This is a genomic window from Sulfitobacter aquimarinus (genome assembly GCF_040149565.1).
Classification (GTDB): Bacteria; Pseudomonadota; Alphaproteobacteria; order Rhodobacterales; family Rhodobacteraceae; genus Sulfitobacter; species Sulfitobacter aquimarinus.
The window spans coordinates 208477-233389 of sequence record NZ_JBEFLO010000002.1 but is presented as its reverse complement, the minus strand read 5'-3'; the positions used below and the strand labels follow the sequence as shown (position 1 = coordinate 233389).

General features: G+C 59.1%; 21 protein-coding genes. 11 read left to right on the top strand and 10 right to left on the bottom strand.

What is annotated here, in order from left to right; genetic code table 11:
• Positions 1–89 precede the first annotated feature (89 nt).
• The 6 genes from ABMC88_RS05205 to ABMC88_RS05180 all read right to left on the bottom strand — a co-directional run bounded on the left by ABMC88_RS05205 (position 90) and on the right by ABMC88_RS05180 (position 4237).
• Positions 90–593 carry a DUF3299 domain-containing protein gene (locus ABMC88_RS05205; RefSeq protein ID WP_349575785.1) on the bottom strand — a complete coding sequence of 168 codons (504 nt, stop codon included), beginning with the start codon at positions 591–593 and terminating at the stop codon, positions 90–92.
• Positions 584–1090, bottom strand: a complete 507-nt coding sequence (locus tag ABMC88_RS05200; RefSeq protein ID WP_349575784.1) for a DUF3299 domain-containing protein — start codon at positions 1088–1090, stop codon at positions 584–586. The genes ABMC88_RS05205 and ABMC88_RS05200 overlap by 10 nt, the downstream gene beginning before the upstream one ends.
• Before the next feature lie 18 nt (positions 1091–1108).
• The gene (locus tag ABMC88_RS05195) at positions 1109–2359 is read right to left on the bottom strand and encodes an ABC transporter permease (protein WP_349575783.1); all 1251 of its coding nucleotides are present in this window, start codon (positions 2357–2359) and stop codon (positions 1109–1111) included.
• Positions 2356–3057 (bottom strand): ABC transporter ATP-binding protein, encoded by a 702-nt coding sequence (locus ABMC88_RS05190; protein ID WP_349575782.1) that lies wholly within the window; start codon positions 3055–3057, stop codon positions 2356–2358. The genes ABMC88_RS05195 and ABMC88_RS05190 overlap by 4 nt, the downstream gene beginning before the upstream one ends.
• Positions 3058–3071: 14 nt before the next feature.
• The gene (gene zrgA / locus ABMC88_RS05185; RefSeq protein WP_349575781.1) at positions 3072–3701 is read right to left on the bottom strand and encodes a zinc uptake protein ZrgA; all 630 of its coding nucleotides are present in this window, start codon (positions 3699–3701) and stop codon (positions 3072–3074) included.
• Between the two features lie 158 nt (positions 3702–3859).
• Entirely contained in the window at positions 3860–4237 is a 378-nt protein-coding gene (locus ABMC88_RS05180) for a DUF1304 domain-containing protein (RefSeq protein WP_349575780.1), read from the bottom strand.
• 527 nt (positions 4238–4764) lie between these two features.
• Between ABMC88_RS05180 and ABMC88_RS05175 the strand changes: the two genes are divergently transcribed.
• The 4 genes from ABMC88_RS05175 to ABMC88_RS05160 all read left to right on the top strand — a co-directional run bounded on the left by ABMC88_RS05175 (position 4765) and on the right by ABMC88_RS05160 (position 9291).
• Complete coding sequence (locus ABMC88_RS05175; RefSeq protein WP_349575779.1) at positions 4765–5508, top strand: SDR family NAD(P)-dependent oxidoreductase; 744 nt, start codon at positions 4765–4767, stop codon at positions 5506–5508.
• A gap of 20 nt (positions 5509–5528) precedes the next feature.
• Positions 5529–5840 carry a cupin domain-containing protein gene (locus tag ABMC88_RS05170; protein ID WP_349575778.1) on the top strand — a complete coding sequence of 104 codons (312 nt, stop codon included), beginning with the start codon at positions 5529–5531 and terminating at the stop codon, positions 5838–5840.
• 339 nt (positions 5841–6179) lie between these two features.
• Positions 6180–7184, top strand: a complete 1005-nt coding sequence (locus ABMC88_RS05165; protein WP_349575777.1) for a TAXI family TRAP transporter solute-binding subunit — start codon at positions 6180–6182, stop codon at positions 7182–7184.
• Positions 7185–7263: 79 nt separating this feature from the next.
• The gene (locus tag ABMC88_RS05160) at positions 7264–9291 is read left to right on the top strand and encodes a TRAP transporter permease (protein WP_349575776.1); all 2028 of its coding nucleotides are present in this window, start codon (positions 7264–7266) and stop codon (positions 9289–9291) included.
• A gap of 1104 nt (positions 9292–10395) precedes the next feature.
• Here ABMC88_RS05160 and ABMC88_RS05155 read toward each other — a convergent pair.
• The gene (locus ABMC88_RS05155; RefSeq protein ID WP_349575775.1) at positions 10396–12210 is read right to left on the bottom strand and encodes a PAS domain-containing hybrid sensor histidine kinase/response regulator family protein; all 1815 of its coding nucleotides are present in this window, start codon (positions 12208–12210) and stop codon (positions 10396–10398) included.
• A gap of 631 nt (positions 12211–12841) precedes the next feature.
• On the opposite strand from ABMC88_RS05155, the gene ABMC88_RS05150 reads away from it, so the two are divergent.
• The 7 genes from ABMC88_RS05150 to ABMC88_RS05120 all read left to right on the top strand — a co-directional run bounded on the left by ABMC88_RS05150 (position 12842) and on the right by ABMC88_RS05120 (position 20035).
• The gene (locus tag ABMC88_RS05150; RefSeq protein ID WP_349575774.1) at positions 12842–13057 is read left to right on the top strand and encodes a Flp family type IVb pilin; all 216 of its coding nucleotides are present in this window, start codon (positions 12842–12844) and stop codon (positions 13055–13057) included.
• 76 nt (positions 13058–13133) lie between these two features.
• Positions 13134–14339 carry a CpaE/TadZ family protein gene (locus tag ABMC88_RS05145; RefSeq protein ID WP_349575773.1) on the top strand — a complete coding sequence of 402 codons (1206 nt, stop codon included), beginning with the start codon at positions 13134–13136 and terminating at the stop codon, positions 14337–14339.
• A complete protein-coding gene (locus ABMC88_RS05140) occupies positions 14336–15955 on the top strand; it encodes a TadA family conjugal transfer-associated ATPase (protein WP_349575772.1) in 1620 nt (539 codons plus the stop codon). The genes ABMC88_RS05145 and ABMC88_RS05140 overlap by 4 nt, the downstream gene beginning before the upstream one ends.
• A 3-nt stretch (positions 15956–15958) precedes the next feature.
• Positions 15959–16891, top strand: a complete 933-nt coding sequence (locus ABMC88_RS05135; protein WP_349575771.1) for a type II secretion system F family protein — start codon at positions 15959–15961, stop codon at positions 16889–16891.
• A complete protein-coding gene (locus ABMC88_RS05130) occupies positions 16884–17855 on the top strand; it encodes a type II secretion system F family protein (RefSeq protein ID WP_349575770.1) in 972 nt (323 codons plus the stop codon). Before ABMC88_RS05135 ends, ABMC88_RS05130 begins: the two co-directional genes overlap by 8 nt.
• A gap of 4 nt (positions 17856–17859) precedes the next feature.
• A complete protein-coding gene (locus ABMC88_RS05125) occupies positions 17860–18279 on the top strand; it encodes a TadE/TadG family type IV pilus assembly protein (RefSeq protein ID WP_349575769.1) in 420 nt (139 codons plus the stop codon).
• The gene (locus ABMC88_RS05120; protein WP_349575768.1) at positions 18266–20035 is read left to right on the top strand and encodes a pilus assembly protein TadG-related protein; all 1770 of its coding nucleotides are present in this window, start codon (positions 18266–18268) and stop codon (positions 20033–20035) included. Before ABMC88_RS05125 ends, ABMC88_RS05120 begins: the two co-directional genes overlap by 14 nt.
• A gap of 45 nt (positions 20036–20080) precedes the next feature.
• Here ABMC88_RS05120 and ABMC88_RS05115 read toward each other — a convergent pair whose 3' ends face one another.
• The 3 genes from ABMC88_RS05115 to ABMC88_RS05105 form a co-directional block, all read right to left on the bottom strand.
• A complete protein-coding gene (locus tag ABMC88_RS05115) occupies positions 20081–20635 on the bottom strand; it encodes a helix-turn-helix transcriptional regulator (RefSeq protein ID WP_349575767.1) in 555 nt (184 codons plus the stop codon).
• A 412-nt stretch (positions 20636–21047) separates the two neighbouring features.
• Positions 21048–23282, bottom strand: a complete 2235-nt coding sequence (gene selD / locus ABMC88_RS05110; RefSeq protein WP_349575766.1) for a selenide, water dikinase SelD — start codon at positions 23280–23282, stop codon at positions 21048–21050.
• A 66-nt stretch (positions 23283–23348) separates the two neighbouring features.
• A complete protein-coding gene (locus tag ABMC88_RS05105) occupies positions 23349–24884 on the bottom strand; it encodes an AMP-binding protein (RefSeq protein ID WP_349575765.1) in 1536 nt (511 codons plus the stop codon).
• Positions 24885–24913: the final 29 nt, after the last annotated feature.

Sequence of the window (24913 nt, the reverse complement as noted above, 5' to 3'; positions counted from 1 at the left end):
GACGTGACCGCCCCTGCAAAGAAATCGCACCGCAGCCGCGCATGATGTCACGGTAGGCAAAGCACTGGATGGTGTCGCGGCGGGAAGTGTCAGAAAGGCTCGATCCGGTCGGCAGAGAGGGCATAGGCGATGTCGGCCAGCTGGGTAGATGTGGCAACGGTGCCGAACATGCCGATCACGTTGACCGCCTCGAACATACCCGAGCTTTCGTAGGGTTTTTCCGTAGTGACAAAGACCAGTTGGTTGGCAGGCGGTGGCGGGACATGCACGCAAGCGCCGACAAAAGGCACCAGAATGAACGCGGTGACGCCTGCTCCCTCGTGATCAATCGGCACGATGAACCCCGGCAGGCGCACGATTTCGCCGTTCCAGTCGGTGCGCGCCCCGTTCGAGGGCGGCTGCTGGCGCGACATATCGGGGCCGTCGTGGTTCAGCAGGCTTTGGAGTGCAGGGGGCACCACGGGCTGCCCTTCGGGGATCAGATCGGTCCATTCCAGATCAATGTAATCCTCGGCAAAGGCCGCATGCGGCATCGCCGCCCACGCGCCCAGCGCCGACAAAAACGTGCGGCGGTTCAGGCGGGTTATTCCCATTCGTAAGTCTCGATCAGGTCCGCGGTCATGGAATAGCCGATGTCGGCCAGCGTTGTGGATTGCAGCTCGTGACGCAGTTGGCCTGTGACCCAGACGGCATCCCACAGCCTATCGCTTGGCCACGGTTTTTTCGTCTCGACATAGACCAACTGGTTGGCGGGCGGCGGCGGCGTATGCACGCAAGCCCCCGCATAGGGCACCATCAGAAAGCTGGTGACCCCTTTGGTCGTCAGATCAATCGGCAGCATATAGCCCGGCATTTTGATATAGGCACCGTCCAGCTTTTTGTTCAGCTTGGTGGCGTTCTCGTCGAACTCGGGCAACCATGTATCGGCAATGGCGTCAATCTCGCCCTCGCCGATGATCTTGGAATAGGGGACACCGGGGGGGATCAGGTCCTGCCACTGGATTTCACGCGCGGCACGGGCAAAGCCGCTGCGCGGCAGGGCGGCAACCGCCGCTGCGGTGGTGATCAGTTTGCGTCGTGATAGGTGCATGGCCACAGCCCCCTGTTCCTAGATCCTGACCATCATACCATCCGCGAGCGACATGCGGTAGGCTCTGATCGCGGGGATCATGCTCACGATTGCGCCAGCGACGACCACGCCGACCAGCACCCAAAGCTCGCGCAGCGAGGGCGGCTCGATCGGGAGCCATAGGCCAAAGGCCGCGTCGATCATCGGCTGCGCCACCAGCAGCCCCAGATAGAGCATCCCGAGGCCGAGAACGGCGCCAATGGCCGCCATCAGCGCCGCCTCGATCACCAGTAGCCCAAGGATCACGCGGGGGCGTGCGCCCATGGCACGGAAAATCGCCATCTCGCGCCGCCTCTCGTTCAGGCTTGAGAATATCGTGGCCATCATCCCGATCAACGCCGTCACCACCACCATGCCCGACACCGCGATCAGCGCCGTCTCGGCGATGCCGACGATCTGCCACAGCTCTTGCAAGGCAACGCCGGGCAGGATCGCCAGTAGCGGCTCTTGGGGGTAGTCGTTTATGGCGCGTTGCAGACCGAACACTTGCAAACGGCTTTTCACGCCGACCAAGGCGGCAGTGACGGCTTGCGGTTCCAGATCCATCTGGCGGATCACATCCGCGGGAGTGGATTGACCGGGAATTTTTGCACCGCTGCGCCAATCAACGTGGATCGCCTCGATCGCTTGGAGACTAACGATGACGGTGCGGTCAACAGGTGTACCGGTTTTTTCAAGGATACCCGACACGCGGAACGGCTTGTCATCGTGGGAGACGAACGAGGCAAGGCCATGGGCCACAACAATGGGATCGCCAATGCCATAGCCCAGCGTCGCGGCAACATCCGCGCCAATCACCGTGTCAAACAGATCGCCCATCACCGCCCCGCCGCGCAGCGCCAGCGCCTGCCCGCCGCGGTATTTGTACCGATCGAAGAAGGCAGGCGTGGTGCCCATGACCCGAAACTGTCGATGACTATCCCCAAGCGAGATCGGCACGATCCAGTCCACCTCGGGGCGGGCTTTGATGTCCAGGTAACTTTGCCACGTGAGATTGTTCGTGGCATTCCCGATGCGGAATACGGAATACAGCAGCAGCTGGACCGAACCTGACCGCGCCCCGACAATCAGATCAGTCCCCGAGATGGTATCGGCGAAGCTGGCCTTGGCACCTGTGCGCACCTTTTCGACCCCCAGAAACAGCGCGACCGACAGCGCGATGGCAAGAATGGTCATCGCCACGGTGAGCGCCCGTGCGGTCAGCGAGCCAAAGGCAAGGCGTAAAATCATGGTGCGGCCTGCATCGGTTGTGTGACATCCGACATCTCGACCACACGGTCGAAATGCGCTGCCAGACGGGCATCATGGCTGACCATCAGCAAGGTGCTGCCTGCGCTGCGGGCTTGGGCGAACAGCAGCTCAAGAAAAGTCGCTTGGGTCGCGGCATCCAGCGCCGAGGTCGGCTCGTCCGCGACAATCAGGGGCGGTGCGCCGATCAGGGCGCGGGCGGCGGCGACACGCTGTTGCTGCCCGACGCTGAGCTTGCCCGCCTGCGCGGCAACCGCATCGGGCGGCAGGCCAAGACCCAGACAAAGATCCCGTGCCACAGCCGCTGCATCTGTCACCCGCGCACGGCGCGCTGGTGCAAACCGCAGCGGAAGCAGGATGTTATCGCGCACAGACGCATAGGGCAGCAAATTGAACTGCTGAAAGATCAGGCCGATATGCTCGGCCCGAAAGCGGTCGCGTTGGCCCGCCGACAGGGTGGCGATGTCGGTTCCCGCCACCTGCACAGCCCCCGCATCTGCCAATATCGTCCCGCAGATCAGCGACAAAAGCGTGGACTTTCCGGACCCGCTTTGCCCCAGCAGCAAGACGGTCTCGGACCTGCGCAAAGAGAATTCGGGCACATCCAACCCAAAAGACGCCCGCCCGGGCCAACGGTAGCGGACGTCTTTCAGCTTAAGGATCGGTGTATCTGTGGTCATGTCGCCCAGTAGGGTCAGAACATGTCGCGCAGATCAAGGGTTGGCGCGTCCCGCATCACCTCGAACGCCGTTGCGCCGCGCTCTGCGATTACCTGAACCTCAAGCTCAACCGCGTTCGGGAAGGCCGCAAAATAGGTAAAGGTAATCAGGGTCGCCTGCCCCATATCTGCACAGTCGAGCAGATATGACGCGTGGAATTCAGTGTGACCCGCCGCTTCTTCATGCTCTGCGTGATCGTGGTCTTTGTGGTCACCGTCGTGTTCAGCGTCGTCATGATCTTTGTGGTCGTCATCATGCTCGGCGTGGTCGTCGCCTTCGTCCTCGTGATCGTCACTCTCCAATGATGCAGCCGCCTGCACCACGCTGCATCCTGCCGCCGCAGGGAGCGTGAACAGATCAAGCGGCCGCGCCAAACGCGCAACGGCTGCATCAATTGCCGCACGGTCCGCTGCCGTTTTCGCAGCATATTCAAAGCCAACAATATCCGCCCCGGGGGCATGCAGTTCCATCGCGATCCGGCCTGCGTCAAAGGCAATATCCAATTGGCCCACACCATGCTCGTGCGCGTCGAGTTGGCGCGTTTCCTCGGCGATGGCCGCACCGGCAGTCAACAAAAACAGGGCTGTGGAAGTGAGTTTGATCATCGCAATATGTCCTTTTCGAAAGGAGAGAAGGGAATGTCAGGCGGCGCAGTCCGGCAGCGCCCGTAAGGCTCAACAATGTGGCGGGTGGCCAAAGGCAACCAGCCCAACGTTGTTACGTTATAAGATAACTTATGCAGCCCTGCAAACCAAACCCTGCATCAATGCGCGGCCCGACGCTCAGCTGCGATAAAAATCAGCGCTAAAGCTGCGGGCACCATCTGGAACAACCCCGACCGCAACGCGATCGTCATTGCAGCGGCAACGCCTGCGATAAGAACAAAGGTCAAGAAGCACACCGCAATTCGGCGCTGCCACATCCTGTCGGCGATCAGCAAGGACCAGATCAACCCAGCGGCAAGGAACGCGTTATAGACGCCCTGATTTGCGGCCAACTGCGTGGTTTGCACGAATATCTCGGGCGGCAGCGTGCCGAAAATCGCAGGCCCGCGAGAGGTCCATGCAAAGATCTCGAACCACGCGATGTAGCAATGCAAGGCGGCAATCACGGCAATCAGGCTGAGGTAGAGGCGTCTCATGGCGGGGTCCTATTCGTTTGATATGTCTTAGAGATTGAAACACAAGCGCGCATTCGCCCGGATCACGGCGCACTACTGCACGAAAAACAGCCGCGTTGCATGGCAAGATTCGGGTGCGGTCATTTCATGCTGTGGCGCGTGCAACTCAGCGCAGCTTTTCAGAGTGGCGCGTAAATTGACAGTATTAACTTTGGTGAGTCTCCCCTGCGTTTCGCCTTAGCCCATTGGGGCCACCCCGATCGTGATTGCCAATCCGCAAATCAGTTGTTGACTAGTATCCAAGATTGCGTGTTGATGAATGCCATGACCGAAACCGCAGGCATCACTACAACCTGGACGGCCTTGGGACTTGGGGTCAGGCCCATAGTGCCCCCCCCGAAACGACCGAAAATAGTACGGGAAGAGATAGAGTGTTCGAGTTCTCATTAAAGCCCTTGGCAGTGGCTGCCGCGGCTTGGCCCAGAGCGCTCGGATAGTCGCCCCCTGCCCACACCAACAACCACATCACCGAAGAAGGAACCACCGCCATGAAACTTGCAGGTAAAACAGCCATTATCACCGGAGGCGGCCGCGATATCGGCAGCGCCGTTGCGATAAAACTCGCGTCAGAAGGTGCCAATGTGGCGATCAACTATTTCGCCAGCTCTGAAGGCGCGGATAAAACCGTCGCCGCGATCGAGGCCGCCGGCGGCAAAGCCATCGCCCTGCAAGGCGACCTGACCAATCAGGCGGACGTTGACGCGCTGGTCGCCACCACCGTCGGGACCTTCGGCAGTGTCGATGTGCTGGTCAATAACGCAGGCGGCTTGATCGCCCGCAAGACCATCGCGGAGATGGAGCTGGAGCATTGGGACGCAGTGATGCGCCTGAACGTGACCAGCACGTTTATGATGACCAAAGCGTGCCTTGCGCAAATGAAGACTGGTGCCATCGTCAATCTGGCCAGTCAGGCGGGCCGTGACGGCGGCGGTGCAGGCGCGGTGGCCTATGCCACCTCCAAAGGCGCGATTATGACAATGACGCGCGGCTTGGCAAAAGAACTCGGGCCGGACATCCGCGTGAACGCGCTGTGCCCCGGGATGATCGACACTGATTTCCATAACATCCACACGCCCGACGCAGGCCGCCGCGGGTTCGAGGCGAACGCCCCCCTCAAACGTCAAGGTCATGTGGAAGACGCGGCGAATATGGTGCTGTTCCTGGCCTGCGATGACAGCGCCTTTGTCACGGGCACCAACATGGATCTGAACGGCGGTATGCTGTTCTCGTAACCCTTGAAAGGAGCAATCCGATGGCCCGGTTCCCCACTGTCCCGACCGCACAAAACGTCACACGGCAGGTGCTGTCCGATCACCCCGACCTGATGGTCGTGGCCTTCCGCTTTGCCGCCGAAGGCGCGATTGGCGCGCTGCACGATCATCCGCATGTGCAATCCACCTACGTAGAAAGCGGCCGCTTTCGCTTTACGCTGGGCGATGTGGAGCAAGAGTTCGGCCCCGGTGACAGCTTTGTCATCCCCTCGGGCCAGACCCACGGCTGTGTCTGCCTTGAGCCGGGGGCGCTGATTGATTGCTTCACCCCGCGGCGCGACGACTTTCTATAGCACCGCGACACGGCGTGACGGCGAGGGCCTGCTTGAAAAAGCGGGTCCTTTTCATCCCGCAGACGCGATGCCGAAAGACAGCCCGCAAGTGTTCAACACCGCCCTCGCCTACTGCGACGGGATGGCGCCGCTCTGGCGTGCAGTTCACAGGCTGCAATCCATGATACGCTGCGGTTTATAAGGGGCTTGTCGGCGACCCGATCCAACGCGCCGCGCCCGATGGCTGCGCAGTTTCCGCCACTGGTATCAGCTCGCACGCGTTCCCATTGGCTGTGATCCCCCTTGTATCTTTACCGCAATCCGCCACACTGCAAGGCCTATGACCTTCAGGAGGATCGCATGATCAATTCACTCAAGACCGCAGCACTTGGTGCGGCGCTGGCGTTTGGCCTTGTCGGAACCGCATCCGCACAAGAGCTGAACTTTTTCACAATCGGCACAGGCGGCACCGCCTATACCTACTATCCTGTGGGTGGTGTGATCGCGAACGCGATTTCCAAACCTCCGGGGTCACGCGAATGTGGCGAAGGCGGGTCTTGCGGCGTTGACGGGCTGATCGCATCTGCCGTGTCTTCACGCGGGTCGGTTGATAACGTCAATGCAATCATCTCGGGGCTGCGCAGCTCTGGCTTTGCGCAATCGGACGTGGCCTATTGGGCCTATACAGGCACCGGCACCATGGAAGGCAGCGAACCTGCCACCGATCTGCGCACCATTGCGGCGCTGTTTGAGGAGCACATCCACCTTGTTGCGCTGAAAGACAGCGGCATCAACTCGGTCGCGGACCTGTCAGGCAAGCGCGTTTCACTGGATGAGCCTGGCTCGGGCACCTATGTCGATGCCAACCTGATTCTTGAGGCGAACGGTCTGTCGGTTGATGACGTGACTGCAGAAGCGCTCAAAGGCGGGGCTGCAGCCGAAGCGTTGCGCAACGGCAAGATCGATGCGTTCTTTGTGGTTGCAGGCTACCCTGCCGGTGCATTGGTTGAACTGGCCTCGGCTGCGGAAATCAAACTGGTCCCGATTACAGGTGCGGGTGCCGATGCGCTGACGGCGAAATACGGCTTCTTTGCTTCGTCGGATATTCCTGCGGGCACATATGAAGGCGTCGACGCGACCACCACCGTTGCTGTGGGCGCGCAGTGGTTCACCTCGGCCAGCCAAGACGAAGAGCTGATCTATAACATCACAAAAGCCCTGTGGAACGACGAGTCCCGCAAGCTGCTGGATGTGGGTCACGCGAAAGGCAAGACGATCACGGCGGAAAGCGCGCTGAATGGCGTAGGTGTGCCGCTGCACGCGGGCGCCGAGCGTTTCTACCGTGAAGCCGGCCTGCTCGACTAAGCCATTTTCACCCCGCAAATTGGCCTCGGGCGCGTTTTGTGCCCGAGGCCTCGTTCTTCTTTGACGACTGGATTTTGCAATGACTAACGACACCACACCAGAACTCACACCCGAGCAATTGGCCGAGATCGAACGCCAGTTCGATCCCGAAACAGCGTTCCGCCCGACGGGCAAGACGATTGGTTTTTTGATTGCTGCGGTGTTGGTTTCGATGTCCGTCTACCACTTTTACGCCTCTGGCTTTGGGCTTGTGCGCGAATTGGTGCATCGCGGCATCCACCTGTCCTTTGTGTTGGGGTTGGTGTTTTTGCTGTTCGGGGTGCGCAAGACAAACACCACATTGCCGCCCAAAGCATGGTACAGATTTGATGGCGTCCCGCTGATCGACATTGTCTTTGCGGCGCTGGCCGTGGGGGCTGCGATGTACCTGCCCCTGCTGCCCGCCGCAGCCCTTGCACAGCGGGTCGGCAACCCCTCGCCCACCGACATCTTTATGGGGTCGGCCCTGTTGCTGCTGACGCTAGAGGCGACGCGGCGGAGCGTCGGGCCGACACTGCCCATTATCGGGCTGATCTTTATCGGGTTTGCCTATTTCGGCCCGTGGATGCCCGGAGCGCTGAAGCACGGGGGTTCGTCGTGGCTGGGCATCATCAACCACCTGTATATGACCAATCAGGGCATCTATGGCATCGCGATTGGCGTGATGGCGCAATACGTCTTTTTGTTCATCCTGTTTGGCGTGCTGGCCACACGGATCGGGCTGGGGCAATTATTCATCGACATGGCCATGGTCATTGCGGGCCGCTATTCGGGCGGGCCTGCCAAAGTCGCCATTTTCTCTAGCGCGTTTATGGGCACGATTTCTGGCTCCTCGATTGCCAATACAGTGACCACGGGGGCGCTGACCATCCCCGCGATGAAGCGCGTGGGCTATCCCGCACATTTCTCCGGCGCGGTGGAGGCGACGGCCTCGACCGGCGGGCAGATCACCCCGCCCATTCTGGGGGCTGCGGCCTTTATCATGGTCGAATACCTTGAAATCCCGCTGCGTGATGTGCTGGCTGCGGCCTTGTTCCCCGCCTTGCTGCATTACTTTGGCATCTTCATCATGGTGCATCTAGAGGCCAAGAAGCTTGGCCTGCGCGGATTGCGCGCCGAAGAACTGCCCAAGATGGGGGTCGTGCTGAAAGACCACTGGCTGAGCCTGATCCCGCTGGTGATCCTTGTTTATCTGATCCTGTCGGGCAAGACGCCGGACTATGCCGCCGTCTATGGTATCATCGCCTGTGTTGTGGTCGGCTTTTTGAACCCGACGCATCGGCTAAGCATCAAGGATCTGTGGGACAGTCTGGCCTCGGGGGCCAAGAACACGTTGGCCGTTGGTGCAGCGGCGGCGACTGTTGGTGTTGTGGTCGGTGTTGTGACCCTCACAGGGGTCGGGTTTCGGTTGGGGTATGTTGTGGTGCAAACCGCGACAGACATCGGTACATTCCTCAGCTCGCTTCCGCTGTTGGGGTATTTTTCGGTGGCGCAATGGGCACTGTTTACCTCGCTTATCCTGATTGCGATCGCATGCATCATCATGGGTGCGGGCATCCCGACAACGGCCACTTACATCATCCTTGTGGCTGTGGCGGCCCCCGCGCTCGCGGTGCTGGAGGTGCAACCGCTCGTGGCGCACTTCTTTGTCTTCTACTACGGCGTGCTGGCCGACATCACACCGCCCGTGGCGCTGGCCGCCTATGCAGCGGCAGGGATCGCGGGATCAAACCCGTTTAAGACAGGCAACACCGCCTTCCGCCTCGGCATTGCCAAAGCGCTGGTGCCTTTTGTCTTTGTCTATTCGCCGGCCTTGCTGCTGGTCGCAGACGGGTTCACATGGTGGCTGTTCACGATCACATTGGCAGGCGCAATGCTGGGCATTGCATCGCTGGGCGTTGCCTTCTCGGGCTACCTGATCGCTCCGCTCAAGACATGGGAGCGGTGGTGGGTCGCGCTCGTCTCGTTCCTGTTTATCGCTCCGGGTCTTCTGACAATGGCCATCGGGCTGGTCCTGATGCTGCCGATCATCGCGTTGCAAATTGGACGGGCGCGGCCAAATGCCTGACAACAAATGAAGGGGCGTGATTAATATGCGGACAAGGGGGCAGCTACTGCTTCCCGTCCGACCTTCTTTAGCAGCACGTTGACCTCAAAGAGCAAGGCACCACCGCACAGCCCTACCCAAGCGGCTAAAGGACAATGGTGTCATCGTGCAAACGGGAACCACGGATGATCTGTTGGTGCGCTTTGGGGGAGCCGAGGTAAGGCGGGGAGGATCTTCGGCAAAAGGTCGACGCAGAGCTTCTTGGCATTTGTGGGATTTCGGGCGACCAATTTGTCCGCGCCTACGTTCTTCACCTTGACGCGATCACCCGCGTCCAGACCCGTGGCCGAAGTTCAATCCTTCGCCCTGTTGGATATGCAAAAGCGTTTGGGGTTCTTCTCACGCGTCATCGCGCCTAACCCCGACGCGTTTTGGGAGCACTGCCGCAGTGTGTTAGAGCATGGCACAGCGCATTTTCACCCCAGTTCAATAGAACCCACTCTAGATACGACAGCGCCGCCACGAACCGCGGCAAGGATCTTGAGCTTACGTCCAACCTGTTTGAGTGGTTCAGATCAATCTGGGCCGCTGGCACACCGCTTGTGGCTTACGGAATGTCCCTATTTCACACGCTGCGGGAAGATATGGCGTGCAGGCCATGCCGATATCGTCAGCCATCCTGCCTATGTCATCGCAGAATAGCCGATCCCCTTTTTCACCCAAAGGCCCGATATTTTACGCGCAGGGCAGGTGATGGTTCGATCGCAAATGCCATTTGGTATTTGCCAACCAAGAACCGCGTGCCGCAGACGCCAGATGCGATCCCACAGATCGCCTATGAAGTGACGATAGACCCTGCGCTGAATGTTCAAGCGAGCATTCTCTTGCTGCCCAGCAAAGACGCCGTTCATGGGTGATCGCAGGCAAGCTGCGGCTTTTCCAAGTCGGGCTTGAGGACAGCAGATACCGCCCTGTCGCACTAAACTGGGCACAGCCCGCACAGGGCTACCTCCGCTCCGCACACCTTCCTGAACGTTTCGTCGAAGAAACTTTCAAGGGGCGCACCCCTCCCTGATACGTACGGGCGCTGATGGAGCGATACATACACCGCATCCATGCCCGGCATTAATCGGCCTTTGAGCGACCGAGCACATCAGCCATCGCGTTTAACAAGTCCTGCCTTGGCACCGGCTTCATCAGCCGTGTATCATGCGGGCGCAAGCCATTGCCACGGGCAGCTGTCTCGGCGGCGCAGCCCGATATGAAGATCATTGGCAAATCCGGACTGATCTGCCTGATCGCCTTGGCCAAATCAGCGCCTTGCAGCTGGCCGGGCATCGCGATGTCAGTGACGAGCGCATCAAAATGCGGCGAGCTGGTGTAAATCTTCAGGGCTTCATCACCATTGTCCGCCGTGGTGACGACATACCCCGCCCCTGCAAGGGTGGCCGAAAGCATGGCGCGCACGGCGTCCTCATCTTCGACCAACAAAACATGAAATCCCTGCTCGGTTGCTTGGGCTGCGCCAGCTTCTGTCTGGTCCGCCTGATCCACCCGATCACAAATGGCGGGGAAATAGAGCTTGAAGGTCGTGCCTTGACCTTGCGCGGTATAAATGTGAATTGTACCGCCGGATTGCTTCACAAAACCTTCGACCATGGGCAAGCCCATGCCAGATCCCTTGCCCACGGGTTTGGTCGTAAAGAAGGGATCAAAAATATGCTGCAAGACATCGGCAGGCACGCCGGTGCCGGTATCACTGATCGCGACCATCACATAGCGGCCCGGTAAAATCTCTGTCCCTCTGGCATCGGCGTAGGCGCTCTCGTTGCGCAGGTTTGCGGTTTTGATCGTCAGCGTCCCGACGCCTTCCATCGCGTCTTTTGCGTTCAACATCAAATTCAGAAGCGTGTTTTCCAACAGCTTGGTATCCAGCCGTGCCCGCCACAGATCCGCCGACAAAGCCAATTCAATATCTACCGTCTCGGGGAGGCCGCTGCGCATCCAGTTTTTGGCGTGCCGCACGACGGTATTGATGTCGGCAACCTCCGGCTCCAACTGTGTTTTTCGCGCAAACGACAGCATACTGCGCGTCAAATCGGCGCCGCGGCGTGTCGCCTCAAGCCCCGCATCAATCATCTGGATATGATCGGGGTTTGTGATTTCTTCGCGCAGCAGTTCAAAGTTCCCCATGACGATTGCCAGAAGGTTGTTGAAATCATGCGCGACACCTCCGGTCAGATTGCCAATTGCTTCTGTTTTCTGAGCTTGGAACAGCTGCATTTGCAGGCTCACACGCTCGGAGACATCGGTGGTAGCGCCCGCAAAGCGGATGACTTCGCCGTCTGAATCCACCTTTGAATGCCCGAAGGCCAAGAACCATTTATACTGCCCCGACTTTGTTCGAAAGCGGTGCTCGCTCAGGAAACCGTTGGACGGGTCTTTGAAATGTGCAGCCAACCTTGCGCGGTAGGGCTCAACATCACTGGGGTGCAAAAGATTCGCCGTTGTGCCTTGCATTTCGGCCGCCAGCTCATCCTTTGAATAGCCAAGGCATTTTGCAAATCCGGGCGACAGATACAGCTGGTCGGTAACAACATCCCAATCCCAGATATGAGAGCGTTCAACAGCAAGCGAAAGCCGCTCTTTATTTGCGATCAATGCGGCGGTTAGCTCTTCTTTTTGCGCCAGCTCGTCCAGCGTGCGCTGGTTTTCCATCCGGATGATGTGATGGGCGGTGCCAATCAGCAATCCAAAGATGACGCCAGCCATTATGGGGACGGGATAATCGAAAAAGGACCGAATAAGCCCGTGCTGCAAAAACACAGCAAATTGTAACGCCAGAACGCCCAGTAGCGCAGAGACGAACAGCTTTTTTACAGGCATAGTTTTGATATCGCGCGCCAAACCTAGCCGTTTAGGGTCGATCTTTCCGTTCATTTTGCAGTCCGGAATTTGGGATGTCGCCATTCTTCTTGGATACAGCCAACATAACAAGCTTTTTATACCGCCACGGGCAGTCGCGTGATGCGCGGCGGGTTGCCCCCACAGATACGAAAGCCACAATAAGCCCGGCGGACAAGTGCCCTCCCCCGCAGACGGCGCACCACGCGACCCCACCACGCCTCGTTACCCGATTTCCGCCAGTGACATCGGCCAGCATGACCGCCCCTTTTTTGGAATTAAATGGTGCAATCACCCACACGGAACCGCGCTTTTTTCACACTACAAATTGCCATTTCTTCGATTCGAATAACCGGACTTTTGATGCTTTTTATGATGATGTTAGCCGTGCCTTCGCGGTCTTCTGTCCTGCGCCGGCATTCAAATATTATCCCTTTCTCGGTCGCGCCACATTTAACGCTGTGCCTTGCCACAATCGCGTTCGGTATCCGTACGACCTTGGTATGATAGTGCTGGCTCCTTAGGTCGTATTGCAGTCGGTGCGACCCATGGCGGATATGAGAAAGTTAATATTTCCATCACCTTAGGTTTCATCACCGGGTCAATACAAACCTGGTTCATAACAGGATCACTTTCGATCCCCCCCCAAACTGAAAGAGACCACGACATGACACTGACACGCACAACTATCAAAGCATTCGCCAAAACATTCTCCAAAGACGAAGACGGCGCGACAGCCATCGAATACGGCCTGTTCGCCGCTCTGGTCGGGGCCGTAATCGTCGGCACCGTTGCAACCTTGGGCGGCCAGACAGATGCAGGTTTCGCAAAGATGAGCGGCGCACTGTCCGATGCAGGTATCGACGCACCAGCGGCTGACTAACCCTCGCTGCAAGAAAACGGTGCGCGTTTATCCTGCGCGCACCGTAAGACCCAAACGACATCCAAAGGTATAAACCATGCCCTTCGACACCTCCAACAGCCCCGCCATTGCGCCCATCGCCGCATATGTCTGCACGAACGAAGGTGCCACGGTCGCGCGCAACGTTCTGGAGAGCAGTGTCGGGCACAGCGATGAATTGCATGGCGGTGGGTTGAGTGGCGCGGCACGCCTGTGCATCAGCGAAACGGCGCCCGACATTATTCTGGCCGAGCTGGGAAATATTTCCGTTTCGATGGCCTGTGAATGTATCACCGAGATTTGCAACAACGGCGCAGATGTTATTGTCATCGGGGATCAAACAGACATCACCACATACCGCGCTTTGATCAAGGCGGGCGCGTTGGAGTTCTTCACCCTCCCCGTCACCGCCGAGGAAATCCTCTCTGTTGAACGCGCAGCACCGAAACAGCAAGAAACACCTGCCCCCCAGTCGCGCAGCACTTCGGTTGCTGTCGTGGGTTGCAGTGGCGGGGTCGGCGCAAGCCTTCTGGCGCAGAACATCGCCTTTCACGCATCTTCCGCAAAGGGGGGGGCCGCTTTGCGCACCGGCCTGATCGACGCCGATCTCGAATTCGGCTCCCAAGCCATAGATATGGACCGCGAAGAGACTGTTGGCCTGTTCGAAGCGCTGATTTCCCCCGACCGCATCGACACGACCTTTATCGCGGCAACGATGGACCACCTGACCGATCACCTCTCGCTTTATTCGCGGCAGGTTCATATGGGTCAGGATGCGACACCTTTGTTTGACGCTCTGCCCCATGTTTATGCGCCGTTGATGGCCGAGTTCGACAGCATCATCACCGATTTGCCGCGCAACCGTCTGGTGCAGAACTTTGAATTGGCCGCCCTGTTCGATGCCGTGATCCTTGTGATCCCGCCCGGGTTTTCCGGTGTGAACGCGGCACGACGTCTGATTGACGGCATTGCGGCCCACGCGCCCGACGTTCGCATTATTCCTGTCCTGTCAGATGTCCGCCCCGACGCACGGCTGTCGCAAAAAGACATTGCCCAGACGATTGGCCACCCCGTCGTCGCCACGCTACCGCGCAGCGACGCGCCTTTGATGCGTGCGCACCGCGCCGCACGCCCCCTAATCGAGATGCAGCCCAAAGGCGCCTATGCCAAAGCAATCCGTGCAGTTTGGGCCACGGCAACGGCTGAGGCGCAAACGTCCGAAAAAGCGCCGCGTCGTTCATTTCTGAAAAGGTTCTTCCGATGACAGCGCATGACCCACAGCTGTCTGTCGCCGATGCCGTGTCCCAAGTGGTGACCATTGCCGAACAAATCAACGCTGACGGGCTGTCGGCGCAAGAACGCGCCAATGTTGCAATCTCATATGTACTGGAAAAGTCCACAGCACAGTGGCCTCTGGCATTCCAGCGCGAGATTTTGGGAAAAGCGGCGGCAGAATTATCGCCGACCCCAACCCAGCCGCCGATGCCCGCACCGGTATCTGCCGCCACCGCGTCGGCGCAGCCAGCAAGAGCGCCCAAACCTGTTGCCCTCAAAACCGTTGCCCCACAACCGCCAGCCATGCCCGAGGCCAGGCAACCAGTCAGCTTTCAAGAGCCCTCGGACGCTCTCATGACGACCTCGAACGAGGTCGTGAAGGCGCTGTCAGAAACACTTGATTTCTCTGCCCTCGTCACCCAGCCCCGTGCCCAGCAAGAGCAGCTGATCCACCAAGCCATTCGCGAAATCTCGGAGGAGCGCAAAATGCGCCTGAACGGGCGCGAAGTCTCCGATCTGGTCACAACCGTTCTGGCCGAAATGCTGGGCCTTGGCCCGCTGGAGGCTCTTTTGGCGGATGAGAGCGTGACCGACATTATGGTGAACGGCCCGCATCAGGTTTATATCGAACGGTCGGGCAAGCTGGTCCTGACCAATATCCGTTTTCGCGACAATGCCCATGTTTTTGCCATCGCCAGCCGTATCGTGGCGGCCGTGGGGCGCCGCATTGACGAAAGCCAACCCATGGTCGATGCCCGCCTGAAGGATGGCAGCCGTGTAAATGTGACAGTACCGCCCTTGGCCATTGACGGGCCAACGATCACCATCCGTAAATTCCCCTCCAAACCCGTACAGCTTGACGCGCTTGTGCGCGGGGGCAGCCTGACGTCGCAAATGGCGGATTTCCTTGCTATCGTCGCGACGCTGCGCCTCAACGTGCTGATTTCGGGCGGTACAGGGTCGGGCAAGACAACGTTGATGAACGCGATGTCGCAATTCATCCCCGAGGGTGAGCGCCTTGTCACCATCGAGGACGCAGCCGAACTGCGGTTCCAGCAGCCCCATGTGGTCCGCTTCGAGACCCGCCCCCCGAACGTGGAGGGCACAGGCGAAGTCACCATGCGCACACTGGTCCGCAATGCGCTGCGGATGCGCCCCGACCGGATCATCATTGGCGAAATTCGTGGTGATGAAGTGCTGGATCTGCTGCAAGCGATGAACACGGGCCACGACGGCTCCATGTCGACGCTGCACGCCAACACCCCGCGTGAGGCGCTGACACGGGTCGAGAGCATGGCGGCCCTTGCGGGATTTGCACCTGGCACCGGGGTTGTGCGCCGCCAATTGGTGGATGCGGTTCACCTGATTGTTCAGGTTTCGCGGATGCGCGACGGCAAGCGCCGCATTACCTCGATATCAGAGATTGCGGGGCTGGCCGGTGATGCGATCACCTTGCAGGAATTGTTTACCTTTGATGCGGACCCTTCCAGCACCCGCACGCATGTCAAAGGCGACTACCGCTATTCCGGCTATCGCCCCAAATTCGCCAAACGCGCAGCAGAATACGGTTTGGGCGATCAACTTGATGCCGTGTTGGGAGGCTGAGCCATGATACTTGGCCTTATGTTTTTCGGAGCAGGTTTGTTGGTCCTTGCGGCATTGCTGTTGTGTTTGATCATCAGCGCAGACCGCCAGCGACGCAGCCACCGCGCACGGTTGGCACGGCTGCGTCCCGATGCCGGGATGGCCAAGACCGCCACGCCGGACAAGAAAAATCGCGAGCGTCACAGCCTGTTCGTGCATATCGAAGCGCAACTGCGCCGCACGAATTTGCGGCTGAGCCTGACCGAGCTTCTGGTGCAACTGTCGTTGGGGATGCTCTTTGTCTATGCCATAAGCGTTTTGGCGTTCGGCCTGCACCCCGTGCTTGCCCTGCCGATTGCCATTGCTACGCCCCTGCTGTTAGCTGCATTTGTGGTGCATATCGCCCAAAACAGTTACCGCGCTGCATTTACAGCCGACCTTCCCGAAGCGCTGGATGTCTTTGCACGGGGGCTACGGGCAGGCCGCCCTGTCTCGGATTCGCTTGGCATTGTGGTGGAAACATCAAAGGGGCCGACCCAGCGCGAATTCAGCCGATGCCATGATGAAATCTGCATGGGAGAAACCCTTGTCACCAGCCTGTCGCGCCTTCAGGCCCGTGTCGGCACACCCGAAGTCAGCTTTTTCTCTGTTGCGACCTCGCTTCAGGCAGAAACCGGCGGCAATATGATCGAGACGATGGAGAACCTTGCGCACCAGCTGCGCGAACGTCGCAAGCTGCGCAAGAAGGCCCATGCCTTGTCCTCCGAAGCCCGCGCAAGTGCCCTGATCCTTGCCTCGCTGCCTTTCGCTGTTGCCCTTGCCATTGCCGTGTTGAATGCAGACTATCTGGCGCCTCTCTATGCCGATCACCGCGGGCGGATCATGGCGGGCGCGGCCATAGGGAGCATTGGTCTGGGTATGTTCATCATGCGCCGGATGGGGAAGCTTGATGTTTGATCTTAGCATGGAAACCGTCTTCTGGCTGGCCCTTGGCGGTCTGCTATTGGCGATGTTCGGCGTGGCTGCACTGCTTCAGTCCGAGCGCGAGCGGATGCGTCTTGGCAAACGTTTGATGCGCGCAACGGGCAGGCAAACATCTGTCTCGGGCATGTCTTTGGGCACGCAGGACGGAAGCCTCAAATACAATGTCGGCAAGCTTCGCAGCGTTGTGGCGCAAATAGGGGAACGGTTCTCGGTTATATTGGGCGGTGAAGCCCAGAAAACCACGGCAGATTTGTCTTCAGCCGGGTTTCGGGGGCGCGACGCCGTTCTGATCTATGCCTTTCTCAAGACGGTTGTGCCCGCTGTTGCGCTGCTTGCGGGTCTGGTTTGGGTGTTCATGACAACCCCCGTTGGCGTCCAGATGATAAAACCCGCAGGGATGGTGATCGCCGTTGCGCTTCTTCTCTCGAAAGCTGTCGATTTCTTTGTGGATCAGCGCCGCAAAGAGCGGCTGGCCCTGATCCGTCGCGGCTTTCCCGATCTGCTGGAGCTGCTGGTCATCTCGTCCGAGGCCGGTCTGGGCCCGCAACCTGCCCTGCACCGTGTCGCAGCCGAGCTGCGCGGCACAAGCCCGCAGTTGTCACAGGAGATCCTGCAAATGGTGTCCGAGATGCAGATGACCAACGACCGCCGCGGCGCATATGAAAAGCTGGGGCAGCGCGTGCCCCTGCCCGAGATCGGCGTTTTCACCCAAACGCTGGACCAGTCCGACACCTATGGCACCCCGTTTTCCCGCGCCATGCGCACCTTGATCGAGGAACAACGCTCGAACCGCCTTGTCGCGGTTGAGGAAAAGGCCGCCCGCCTGCCCGTGCTGATGACCCTGCCGCTGATCTTTTGCATTATGCCTGCTGTTTTTGTGGTGCTGGTCGGCCCTGCCGCGCTGAGCGTCATCGACAACATTCTGGCCGGAGGGTAACGCCATGAGAAACACGATCTCTCGGTTCAGAAATGACCAGTCCGGCGCAGTCGCGGTCGAATTTGTCTTGATCGCGCCCATCTTGCTGACGCTTCTTTTCGGCATCATCACGGTCGGGTATTTTATGGGGGTCAGCCATTCAGTGAGCCAGCTGGCAGCAGGTGCTGCACGGTCTAGCGTCGCGGGCCTTGATACGATCGAGCGCGAAGCGCTGGCAACGGCCTATCTGGACCAAGCAAGCGTGCGCTATCCGCTGCTGATACAGGACGCGGTGACGCATAGTGTGTCGTTTGATGACGAAACCACTGCGGGCATATTCGTCGATGTGACTTACGGTGTGGAGGGCTCCCTGTTGGAGATTGCCAACAGCTTCCTTGGCTTTGGCATTACAACAATCGACGGGAGTGCGTATGTTGCGTATTAACCCCAAGCCCGATTTCCAGCGTGATGAAGACGGGGCGGTGGCAGTCATTGTCGCTCTGTTACTGGTGGTTTTGCTTGGATTTACGGCACTGGGCGTTGATGTGGCATCGCTTTACCGCGCGCGCGCGCAGCTCCAATCGCTGAGCGACCTTTCCGCGATGAGTGCTGTGGCCCACATCGATGAGGCAACCAGCCACGCGCAGCTGGCCATGACCCGTAACAGCGCTGATTCAGACGCGCTCGAGAGCCTAGAATTTGGCCGGTATTTGCGCAATCCGGCGCTGCCCGCACAGGACAGGTTTCAAGTGCTTGCAGAAGGCAGTGCGGGCATCAACGCCGTGCGCCTTGTCGCCCAACAAGATGCGCCGCTCCACTTTGCGCGGATATTCACGGACCAATCCAGCGTGAACCTGAACCGTACGTCAACTGCCTCCCGCACGGGTTTGGCGCGATTTTCTCTCGACAGTCACTTGGTCAACATCGGCTCCGGTGCCCTGAACGACATTATCACGCAGGAATTTGGCGTGAATGCCGCGATCACTGCGGGTGACATGCAGCTTCTCTCTGCCACGAGCATAAGCGCGGGCGCATTGCTGGAGGCGCTTAACCTTGATGTTGGCCGCAATCCGGCGGAAATCCTCAATGCGGAAACCTCGGGCGGCGCGTTCATCCAAGCACTGCAATCGCTCTTGCCGCCCGCGTTGGCACCCGCGGTTGCGGGCTTGCGCACTGCGGCGGCGGGCACCAGCTTTGACGTGTCTTCGCTGATCAGCGGCATTGATACCGAACTTGGGCTCACCGCCACGCAAGCCTTGCTGGCGACACAGATCACCGCCCTTGATGCGGTCAACGCGCTGGTCGCGGCGCAGACCGTTGGGGATACATCAGACATCGACCTGAACCTGAGTGTTGCAGGCATTCTGTCCACGCAGACTGCAATCACAGCAGGTGAGCCCGCCGCAGAATCGGGCTGGATCGCGATGGGCGAAGAAGGGGCTCAGCTTCACCGTGCCGCGATGAGAGTCGAGACCCGAACCCAAATCGCGCCAAGCCTTCTGGGCGGGTTTGTAGCAGGGATCGAGATCGCCTCGGTTGATTTGCCCATCTATGCAGAACTGGCGGGGGCGACCGCATCGCTGGAAACGCTTGCGTGCAAAGGCGCCCGTGCGGATGATCTTGCGGCACGGTTTCTGACCGCGCCGACACCCTTGCACCCGCAAAACGGCACGGCGGTCGCAGCACTCTACCTCGGCCATCTGCCGGACACAGGCGGACCGATTGATCCTGCGGAAGTAGAGTTCGCGGACCTGTTGGACGTCAATTTGACGATCCCTTCTTTGCTGCCTCTTGTGCCCGATATCACGCTCAGCGGCATCACGATCCAGGCCCGTTCGCATGTGGCAGTCGGCACGTCCGAAACCGAAAGCATCACCTTTACACACGCGGATATCGCACAAGGTCGAACCGTAAAAACCTTTGGCTCTGTCGAGATGTTGTCTTCGGCGACGGCCAGCCTGCTGTCTCCGCAATCGACCGAGCTGCGGGTAAAGCCCGGTCAGACCGGACTCATTACCGGCCTCGCGGCGCCTTTGGTCGACGTGCTTCTTGCTACCCTCCCCGACAGATTACTGGCAACGCTGAGCGCACCAGTTGATAGCGTGCTGGATGCAACGCTGGCAGGGATAGGGGTAAAGCTTGGCGAGGGGGAGCTGGAGCTAAAGGACCACCACTGCGAAACCATCCGACTGGTTCAGTAAGCACGTGGACCGCACCATAAATATCCAACCGCAACGAGCGGAGAATCAGACTCTGGCTGCTTTCAACGGCCCACCTTCGGGCGCGCGTTTCTGTCGCCCGACCAAAGGCAACACGTCCCGTGTCATCACCTGAGGCGTGTCCTCTTCGGCTTCGAAAGCCATAGAGCAAACTTCGTCTGTGACAAAAGCAATAAGCTGATACCGCGACGCCAAGCCTGTTTTGTGATAGATGCGACCCAATTGGGATTTCACAGTTGCGATGGCACATCCGCGCATCTCGGCGATTTCGGCGTTGGAAAAACCTTTGACCACAAAAATTGCAACATCCGCTTCAGCTTGGGACAGTCCCCAACCCTGCGCGTTTCGCAAAATGACCGTCTCTTTTGCAACGGGCTCGCCCGCTCCCGGTACCAGTTTTTCTTTCCGCTGCCGCTCCAGAAGCGCTCTTACTTGCGTAAAGCTCAGATAGGCTACTGCCGCTGTCAGTGCGAAGAACAATGCAAAAAGGCCCGAGATCAGTTCGAGATTGCCATGCGCCCCCGGCAGGAGGAGAGAAACAACCAAAAAGGTCTTGAGGCCTGCAATCGCCGCGACAACCAAAATTCCTGTTACCCAGATGCGAGACATTTAACGAACCTTATGCTGTGTTAATCGGCAGGTTTATAATTGAGGATAAATGTGGCCAAAATTTGTCGCTATATAGAAACTAGAGAACAAAGCCGTCGATTAGCCGATATTGTCCCAACCCGCCCCCTCTTTTGCAACTTCAAGGCGCAAAAAGGCAGTGACCGATCGCCTGCCGGACCTGCGTCGCCGCCTGCGGCGGGTGGGTAACGCATCTGGCCGCAATCCCTTGCGCCGTCTTGCAACCGCAAAGCGATTCGAAAACCACCCTAGCGCTCAAGGTCTCCGAACATGCCTGTTTGGCCATTCCTGTATTTTGCCTTCAAGATCGGACACATTACAGCACGCTGCGCAGTTTCACAGGACCACATCAGCGCGCCGTAAGTTCTTAGCAGCACACGGTAATCAAACATTCATCCGCGTGTTCAATGGCCGTTGGATCCGTCCGTTTCCGTTTCATATCTTTTGCATGACGGGTATCAACGACATGTCCGATAATGGCTGCATCGTGGCCCGCTTTGCGAAGATCGTGGACCACCTTCGGTGCCTGTGATGGGTCGATCGACGCAAGCAGCCCGCCTGCCGTTTGAGGATCGTGCAATAGCGCTTTGCGTGGGCCATCGCCCCCTTGCACAGGTGCCGCGCGCCTGTTTTCTTCCCAGATCGTTGACCGAATACCTGCTTCTGCCAACCGCCTGGCGTTAGCATGCAGGGGAAGGGCACCGAGGTCCAAAACCGCGCCAACCTTCGACGCTTTGCAGATCGCGGACAGGTGGCCTGCAAGGCCAAACCCTGTCACGTCTGTCATCGCGTTTGCCTGCCTTAAAATCCTTGCTGCGCTGTCTTGTGGTTGGGCAAGTAGCGTCAAGAGCGCATGCATATCGCTACCGCTTACCAATCCCTTCATGTCGGCGGCAAAAATCGTACCAGTGCCGATCGCACGGGTCAGGACCAAGGCATCGCCCACCCGCGCCCCTGCGGTTGAAATCGGCGCACCGTCCAGCACCCCTGTGAGAGAAAAGCCGACCGACATCTCAAGTCCCAAGGACGAGTGCCCGCCGACAATCGCGGCACCCGCAGCGGTGAACACATCCTCCGCCGCCTTCATTATTTCAGCCATCGTGCGCTGTTGCAGAGGGACGGACATGCGCGGCAACGTGAGATTGACCAGAACCGACTGCGGCTGCGCTCCCATTGCCCAAATATCCCCAAGCGCATGAAGGGCTGCGATCCGCGTAAACGTTGCTGGGTCTTCGGTGAAGGCGCGCAGGTGATCCGAGGTCAGGACCAAATTCGCGCCGCCGTTGGCGATTATCGCGGCGTCGTCGCCCGGTCCCAAGACAACATCAGTGCGGCTTACCGGCTCCAGCTGGCTCAACGCGCCGTTCAACGCGGTTGGTGCAATTTTTCCGCCGCATCCGCTGCACAAAGGCTGGCGCAGGGCGCCATCATCCAACGCCATGACACGCGGCGGTTTTGGCAATGGCATGTCGGGAAGGTCCGACAACTGCGCAATAAACTTGCGATCAATACGGTCCTTTAACCTCCACAAAAGCGGGGAAGCGAAGGCTATCCCCCATTTTTCGGCCAACGCCGCTTTGCCCCCCAGAGAGACCAGCTTGAGATAGCTTTTCTGCGGTTGGAATTTCCGCATAGGCCGACCGGACAATGCGGCCCGCAGGTTTCGATAGAGAACAGGCGCGGCGCGTACTGAAAAGACCCCTGCCTTGGCACGTGGCGCATGGGTAAGATGCGCGCAATCGCCGACGGCAAAGATGTCATTGTGCTCTGTGATCCGCAGTTCGGGCCCCACGCGAATGAACCCGTCGTCCGTCAGGGGCAGGTCCGCGCCTTGCAGCCAGCGATGGGCATGGGCACCCGCCGCACCGACGGTAAAGGTACTAGGGATGCGGCGCCCATCGTTCAACTCGATCGTGTCGCGGTTAATTCGGGTTGCTGTCGTTCCGGTGATCACCTGCACGCCGCTGCCCTCCAAGACCTCTCCGAGGCCACGTCGTGACGCAGGCGCATGGGCTGCGATCTGGCTGCTCGCCTCGATCAGTGTCACCTTGGGGTGCGGTGTTCTGGCGCGCAGCGCATGGGTCATGGCAAGCGCCAGCTCGATCCCTGCGATGCCGCCTCCTATGACTGTCGCCTGAGGTTGCGATACACCTGCCTCCACCTGATCCAGATACGTCTGCCAGGCAGAAGCAAACGCCCCCAAAGGTTTGGCCGGCACTGCAAATTCAGAGAACCCCGGAAGGTCGGGCATTGCCGAATGAATGCCGACATTGACCGACATCACATCATAGTCCAGCACACGCCCCCCGTTGAGGGCGACGCGCCGCGCGTTTGGATCAATCGAGGTGACAGAGCCGACAATCAACCGAGCGCCGGCAAACCTGCACAGACGGTGCAGATCGATCTCGATCTCATCCCGCGTGTAATGCCCTGCAATAAAACCCGGCAACATGCCAGTGTAGGGAGTGGTCGGCCCGCGATCGACCACCGTCACCCGCGCACCCGCAAGCCCGCGCATACCCCACATTTTGAGGACCAGCGCATGGGCGTGTCCCCCTCCGACAAGAAGAAGATCCCGCGTAAGCGGCTCGGTATATTGCATTTACTGGAACATCTCTTTCAGGATCATAGAGCAAAGCGTAGCCCCATCCGGTAGCATAGCCAACATCTAGATGTTGCGACCCGCAGCCTCCCAATAGGGCTTTCGCAATCGAGGCTTGAAAATCTTCCCGCTGTCTTCACGCGGCAGGGCATCGTGGAAGTCGATGATGCGGGGGTGTTTGAAACCTGCCAGCTTGCCCTCCAGAAATGCCGCCACCTGCGTGGCATCGGGCACCCAGTCGGCCGAGGGTTCAATCGCTGCGACGACTTGCTCACCGAATTCGGGGTCAGGCGCACCAAATACGGCAACGTCGCGAATGAAAGGCGCACGCATCAGAACCGCCTCGATTTCGGCTGGAAAGATGTTGGCACCCCCCGAAATAATCATGTCTTTCTTGCGGTCGGTGATGAACAAAAAGCCGTCCTCATCCAGCCACCCCAGATCCCCGACCGAGAAGTGACCGTGCTTTTCCGCCGCCTGCCTGCTTTCGGGATCGTTCGAGTAGTCAAACCCGCCAAAGGCATCCATGCGTGCATAGATTTCGCCAACCTCGCCTGCGGGCAACTCCACGCCGTCATCATCAAGGATCAGGATTGAGCAGCCCAATTGCGTCCGTCCTGCGGTGCCCGGCTTGGCCAACGCGTCATGGGAGGACGCCATGGTCATAAACCCGATCTCGGTCGCGCCGTAACTTTCCCAAAAGACAGGCCCCCACCATTCAATCATCGCCTCTTTAAGGTCATGCGGCCACGGCGACCCCGTCGAGACACAGAATTCAACCGAGGAGAGATCATATCGGTCCTTAACCGCCTGCGGCAGCTTCAACATCCGGCTCATCATCGTGGGAACAAGGTAGATGTGGGTGATCCGCTGCGCCTCTATGGCTGCGAGAAACGCCTCCGGCTCGAATTTTGGCGCGATCAGGATGGAAACGCCTTCGCTCACGAGTGCTGCACTGGTGAGCGTGGAGGGCGCGGAGTGGTAGATTGGAGCGGCTGTGAAAAACCGCGATCCCGGCTTCAGGCGCATCATTTCGGAGCCTACACGGCGCAAGATTTCCTCAAAATCCTTGCGTGGCCCGCCGCCCAATCGCTTGACGCCTTTGGGCGCGCCCGTCGAGCCTGATGTGTAGCGCCGCAACGGGCGCATCATCTCACGGTGTTCGATTGGCGCTTGCGCATCGACGAGGGTGGACCACTCGTCGCCGTCACTGTCTGTTGCAGCCGCAGCCGACGTGATCGCGTAGGCGGCACAGAGCGCTGGCGCAGGTGTCACGCCGATCACGCGCCGCCCGTCAAGCGCGGGGCGCAAGGCGTCGATCAGATCGCGGTGGATGATTACAATTTGCGCACCACTGTCATCACAGATTGCGGCAACTTCCTCGGCGGCGGCATGCCAGTTCAGCGCAACGATAACGCATCCCGCCTGCGCGGCGGCGCGCATAATCTCAAGCTGGGTCAAATCATTGCGCATGATGACGGCTACGGGCACATCCGCGCCTGCGCCAATCGACTGCAATGCGCGTGCCCCCTGTGCCGCGCGATGCTCAAGATCTTTGCCAGAGACCTCAGTGTCGAAATCTGCGATACTTACGTCTGTCATGGGGCTGGCTCCGCTTCACGGTAGTGTGG

Excerpts from the sequence above, each read along its gene's own strand:
- ABMC88_RS05195 (WP_349575783.1), bottom strand. The coding sequence starts at position 2,359 with ATGATTTTACGCCTTGCCTTTGGCTCGCTGACCGCACGGGCGCTCACC.
- ABMC88_RS05125 (WP_349575769.1), top strand. The coding sequence starts at position 17,860 with ATGAGAAACACGATCTCTCGGTTCAGAAATGACCAGTCCGGCGCAGTC.
- ABMC88_RS05205 (WP_349575785.1), bottom strand. The coding sequence starts at position 593 with ATGGGAATAACCCGCCTGAACCGCCGCACGTTTTTGTCGGCGCTGGGC.
- ABMC88_RS05150 (WP_349575774.1), top strand. The coding sequence starts at position 12,842 with ATGACACTGACACGCACAACTATCAAAGCATTCGCCAAAACATTCTCC.
- ABMC88_RS05105 (WP_349575765.1), bottom strand. The coding sequence starts at position 24,884 with ATGACAGACGTAAGTATCGCAGATTTCGACACTGAGGTCTCTGGCAAA.
- ABMC88_RS05155 (WP_349575775.1), bottom strand. The coding sequence starts at position 12,210 with ATGAACGGAAAGATCGACCCTAAACGGCTAGGTTTGGCGCGCGATATC.
- ABMC88_RS05160 (WP_349575776.1), top strand. The coding sequence starts at position 7,264 with ATGACTAACGACACCACACCAGAACTCACACCCGAGCAATTGGCCGAG.
- ABMC88_RS05200 (WP_349575784.1), bottom strand. The coding sequence starts at position 1,090 with ATGCACCTATCACGACGCAAACTGATCACCACCGCAGCGGCGGTTGCC.
- ABMC88_RS05170 (WP_349575778.1), top strand. The coding sequence starts at position 5,529 with ATGGCCCGGTTCCCCACTGTCCCGACCGCACAAAACGTCACACGGCAG.
- ABMC88_RS05175 (WP_349575779.1), top strand. The coding sequence starts at position 4,765 with ATGAAACTTGCAGGTAAAACAGCCATTATCACCGGAGGCGGCCGCGAT.
- zrgA (WP_349575781.1), bottom strand. The coding sequence starts at position 3,701 with ATGATCAAACTCACTTCCACAGCCCTGTTTTTGTTGACTGCCGGTGCG.
- ABMC88_RS05190 (WP_349575782.1), bottom strand. The coding sequence starts at position 3,057 with ATGACCACAGATACACCGATCCTTAAGCTGAAAGACGTCCGCTACCGT.
- ABMC88_RS05130 (WP_349575770.1), top strand. The coding sequence starts at position 16,884 with ATGTTTGATCTTAGCATGGAAACCGTCTTCTGGCTGGCCCTTGGCGGT.
- ABMC88_RS05135 (WP_349575771.1), top strand. The coding sequence starts at position 15,959 with ATGATACTTGGCCTTATGTTTTTCGGAGCAGGTTTGTTGGTCCTTGCG.
- selD (WP_349575766.1), bottom strand. The coding sequence starts at position 23,282 with ATGCAATATACCGAGCCGCTTACGCGGGATCTTCTTCTTGTCGGAGGG.
- ABMC88_RS05165 (WP_349575777.1), top strand. The coding sequence starts at position 6,180 with ATGATCAATTCACTCAAGACCGCAGCACTTGGTGCGGCGCTGGCGTTT.
- ABMC88_RS05120 (WP_349575768.1), top strand. The coding sequence starts at position 18,266 with ATGTTGCGTATTAACCCCAAGCCCGATTTCCAGCGTGATGAAGACGGG.
- ABMC88_RS05145 (WP_349575773.1), top strand. The coding sequence starts at position 13,134 with ATGCCCTTCGACACCTCCAACAGCCCCGCCATTGCGCCCATCGCCGCA.
- ABMC88_RS05140 (WP_349575772.1), top strand. The coding sequence starts at position 14,336 with ATGACAGCGCATGACCCACAGCTGTCTGTCGCCGATGCCGTGTCCCAA.
- ABMC88_RS05180 (WP_349575780.1), bottom strand. The coding sequence starts at position 4,237 with ATGAGACGCCTCTACCTCAGCCTGATTGCCGTGATTGCCGCCTTGCAT.